The organism is Archangium sp., from assembly GCF_036388035.1.
In the GTDB taxonomy this organism is placed as follows: Bacteria; Myxococcota; Myxococcia; order Myxococcales; family Myxococcaceae; genus Archangium.
Genome location: NZ_DASVSO010000178.1, coordinates 1 through 3,277, shown reverse-complemented (window position 1 = coordinate 3,277; position 3,277 = coordinate 1). Strand labels below are relative to the sequence as shown.

Genomic DNA, 3,277 nt, shown 5'->3' with positions numbered 1-3,277 from the left:
AGATGGCGAGCAGCATGCGCCAGAGCCGCACCTCGCGTGAGCTCCAGAAGGCGAAGCTCTGGAGCTCGGTGCCCGCCAGCAGGAGGCTCGTGGCCAGGAAGAAGGGGATGCTGAGGACGAAGGAGGCGAGGGGCGAGTTGAACAGGAGCGAGAGGAGGGAGTCCCCCTCTCGCGAAGTCCCTCCGGTGGGAGGCTTCCCGTGACGCGGCTCCGACATGAATACCCCCCTTTCACGACGGAGAAAGGATGCATGGAAGTGGGCTCCCGAGCACGCCCCTGGCTCCCCGTCCTGTTGGCGAGCGAGCAGGCGACACGCCCGGAGGACGTGTACTTCCCGGCGGCTGGTCGAGGGTTGCGCCTCGGCGCACCTTTCCCGGCATGGAAAGCACTCGGGAGCGGCATCACGTGGTCATCGTGGGCGGGGGCTTCGGGGGCCTCGAGGCCGCGCGCCAGCTGAAGGGCGCGCCCGTGGAGGTGACGGTGCTCGACCGCTACAACCACCACCTCTTCCAGCCGCTGCTCTACCAGGTGGCCACCGCCGTCCTCAGCCCCGGCGACATCTCCGCGCCCATCCGCCAGGTGCTGCGCGGCCCGAACATCACCGTGCTGCTCGCCGAGGCCCGCTCCATCGACGTGGAGCGCAAGGTGCTCATCACGGACGGCGGCGAGATTCCCTACGACACCCTGGTGCTCGCCACCGGCGCCACGCACTCGTACTTCGGCCACCCGGAGTGGGCCCGCTTCGCCCCCGGCCTCAAGACGGTCGACGACGCGAGGGACATCCGTGAGCGCGTGCTGCTGGCCTTCGAGGCCGCCGAGCGTGAGCCGGACCCCGAGCGCCAGCGCGAGTGGCTCACCTTCGTCATCATCGGCGCGGGCCCCACCGGGGTGGAGCTGGCGGGCGCCATCGCGTACATGACCCGGCACTCCCTGCCGAGGGACTTCCGCCGCATCGACACCTCCCAGGCCCGCGTCCTCCTGCTGGAAGGACTCCCCCGCATCCTCAACGTCTACCCCGAGGAGCTGTCGGAGCGGGCACACCGCGACCTGGAGAAGATTGGCGTGGAGGTCCGCACCAACGCCATGGTGACCGACCTGGACGACGAGGGCGTCATCGTGGGCGACACCCGCATCCCGGCGCGCACCCTGCTCTGGGGCGCCGGCGTGGCCGCCTCCCCCCTGGCGCGGACGCTCGGCGCGCCGCTCGACAGGGCGGGCCGGGTGAAGGTGGAGCCCACGCTGACCGTCCCCGGCCACGAGGACGTCTTCGTGATTGGCGACCTCGCCTCCCTCGTACAGGACGGCAAGCCGGTGCCGGGCGTGGCCCCGGCGGCCATGCAGATGGGCCGGCACGTGGGCAGGAGCATCCTCCGCCGGCTGAAGGGGCAGCCGCTGGAGCCCTTCCGCTACCACGACCGGGGCTCCTTCGCCGTCATCGGCCGAGGCTCCGCCGTGGGCCTGCTCTTCAACAAGTACCGCCTCAAGGGCAAGCCCGCGTGGTGGATGTGGCTGGGCGTCCACATCACCTTCTTGATTGGCTTCCGCAACAAGGTGGCGGTGATGCTCGACTGGGCCTACACGTACTTCACCAAGCGGCGCGATGTGCGCCTCATCACCGGACTGCACGCGAACCGGCTTCCGCCCCTCCAGCCCCGGACGCCACCCGAGCACGAGCCGGCGCACGTACACTGAGGTCGAAAAAGGGGTACAGTCCGCTGCCCGTAGCGGTAGCGATGATTCAACTCCACGCCGTCCACCACCACTTCGGCGAGCGCCCGGTCCTCCAGGGGCTCGACCTGACCCTGTCCGAGCGCCGTGTGGCCGTGGTGGGGGGCAATGGCTCCGGGAAGAGCACCTTCGCGCGGCTGCTCAACGGGCTGCTCGTGCCCGAGCGGGGCCGGGTGCTCGTGGACGGGCTCGACACGCGCAAGGACGCCCGCGCCATCCGCCGCAAGGTGGGCTTCGTCTTCCAGAACCCGGACAATCAAATCGTCCTCCCCACCGTGGAGGAGGACGTGGCCTTCGGGCTGAAGAACCTCCGGCTCGGCCCGGCGGACATCTCCGAGCGCGTCACCGCCATCCTCCGCCGCTATGGCCTGGAGGACTTCCGCCACCACCCGGCCCACCTGCTCAGCGGGGGCCAGAAGCAGCTCCTCGCGCTCTCCTCCGTGCTCGTCATGGAGCCGCGCTACGTCGTCTTCGACGAGCCCACCACGCTGCTGGACCTGCGCAACAAGCGGCGGCTCGCCCAGGCCATCCACGACATGCCCCAGACGGCCATTGTCGTCTCGCATGACCTGGAGCTGCTGCGCGACTTCGACCGGGTGCTCGTCTTCGACGGGGGCCGTGTCGTCCTGGATGACGTGCCCGCCGTCGCCCTCGACGCCTACGCGCGGATGATGGCGTGAGCCTCGGCCTCTACCTCCACCGCGACTCGCCCGTCCACGCCGTGCCCGCGGGGGCGAAGATGCTCGGCCTGCTCGGGGCGGGCACGGGGCTGCTGCTCTTCCACTCGCTGCCCGTCGTCTCCGCCGCGCTGGGGGCCACGCTCGGCCTCTACGGGCTCGCGCGCCTGCGCCCGCGCGAGGTGGTGCCCGTGCTGCGCCTCTCCGCCTTCGTGCTCGGCCCCCTGTTCGCCGTGCACGCGCTGGTGTCCGGCTGGGGGCCCGCGCTGGAGGCCGTGCTGCGGCTCGCCGCCCTGCTGCTGCTCGCCACGCTCGTCTCCCTCACCACGCGCGCCTCGGACATGCTCGAGTCCCTCCAGCGGGCCCTGCGCCCCCTCGGGCGCCTCGGCGTGAGCCCCGCGCGGCTGGGCCTGCTGCTCTCGCTGACGCTGCGCTTCATCCCCCTGCTCGCGCTCTGGCTGCGCGAAGTCCAGGAGGCCCAGCGCGTGCGCGGCCTCGACACAAACCCCCTCGCCGTGCTCGTCCCGCTGCTCGTCAAGACGCTGCGCACCGCCGATGCGCTCGCCGACGCCATCGACGCGCGCTGCTTCGACTCCGAGGACCCCTCGTGAAGACCCGCGACCTCGTCCATGTCGCCCTGTTCGCCGCCCTCGTGGCCGCGCTCGGGCTGATGCCGCCCCTCATGCTGCCCTTCATCCCCGTGCCCATCACCGCGCAGACGCTGGGCGTGATGCTCGCCGGCTCCACGCTGGGCGCGCGCAAGGCGGGCCTGTCCCTGCTCCTCTTCCAGGTGCTGGTGCTCGCGGGGCTGCCCCTGCTCGCCGGAGGCCATGGCGGGCTCGCGGTGCTCCCCGGGCCCACGGGCGGCTTCT

5 protein-coding genes are annotated in these 3,277 nt (G+C 71.5%); 4 read left to right on the top strand and 1 reads right to left on the bottom strand.

What is annotated here, in order from left to right; all coding sequences use genetic code 11:
• The coding region (locus VF697_RS07855) for a hypothetical protein (RefSeq protein ID WP_331092881.1) at nucleotides 1–217 on the bottom strand (217 nt) is incomplete at its 3' end.
• A gap of 161 nt (nucleotides 218–378) precedes the next feature.
• On the opposite strand from VF697_RS07855, the gene VF697_RS07850 reads away from it, so the two are divergent.
• The 4 genes from VF697_RS07850 to VF697_RS07835 all read left to right on the top strand — a co-directional run.
• Nucleotides 379–1,692 carry an NAD(P)/FAD-dependent oxidoreductase gene (locus VF697_RS07850; RefSeq protein ID WP_331092880.1) on the top strand — a complete coding sequence of 438 codons (1,314 nt, stop codon included), beginning with the start codon at nucleotides 379–381 and terminating at the stop codon, nucleotides 1,690–1,692.
• 41 nt (nucleotides 1,693–1,733) lie between these two features.
• Nucleotides 1,734–2,408 (top strand): energy-coupling factor ABC transporter ATP-binding protein, encoded by a 675-nt coding sequence (locus VF697_RS07845; RefSeq protein WP_331092879.1) that lies wholly within the window; start codon nucleotides 1,734–1,736, stop codon nucleotides 2,406–2,408.
• Nucleotides 2,405–3,016, top strand: coding sequence for a CbiQ family ECF transporter T component (locus VF697_RS07840; protein WP_331092878.1), 612 nt, complete (start codon nucleotides 2,405–2,407; stop codon nucleotides 3,014–3,016). The genes VF697_RS07845 and VF697_RS07840 overlap by 4 nt, the downstream gene beginning before the upstream one ends.
• On the top strand, nucleotides 3,013–3,277 hold a 265-nt coding region (locus VF697_RS07835), incomplete at its 3' end, for a biotin transporter BioY (protein ID WP_331092877.1). The genes VF697_RS07840 and VF697_RS07835, both read left to right, overlap by 4 nt.

Excerpts from the sequence above, each read along its gene's own strand:
- VF697_RS07850 (WP_331092880.1), top strand. The coding sequence starts at position 379 with ATGGAAAGCACTCGGGAGCGGCATCACGTGGTCATCGTGGGCGGGGGC.
- VF697_RS07845 (WP_331092879.1), top strand. The coding sequence starts at position 1,734 with ATGATTCAACTCCACGCCGTCCACCACCACTTCGGCGAGCGCCCGGTC.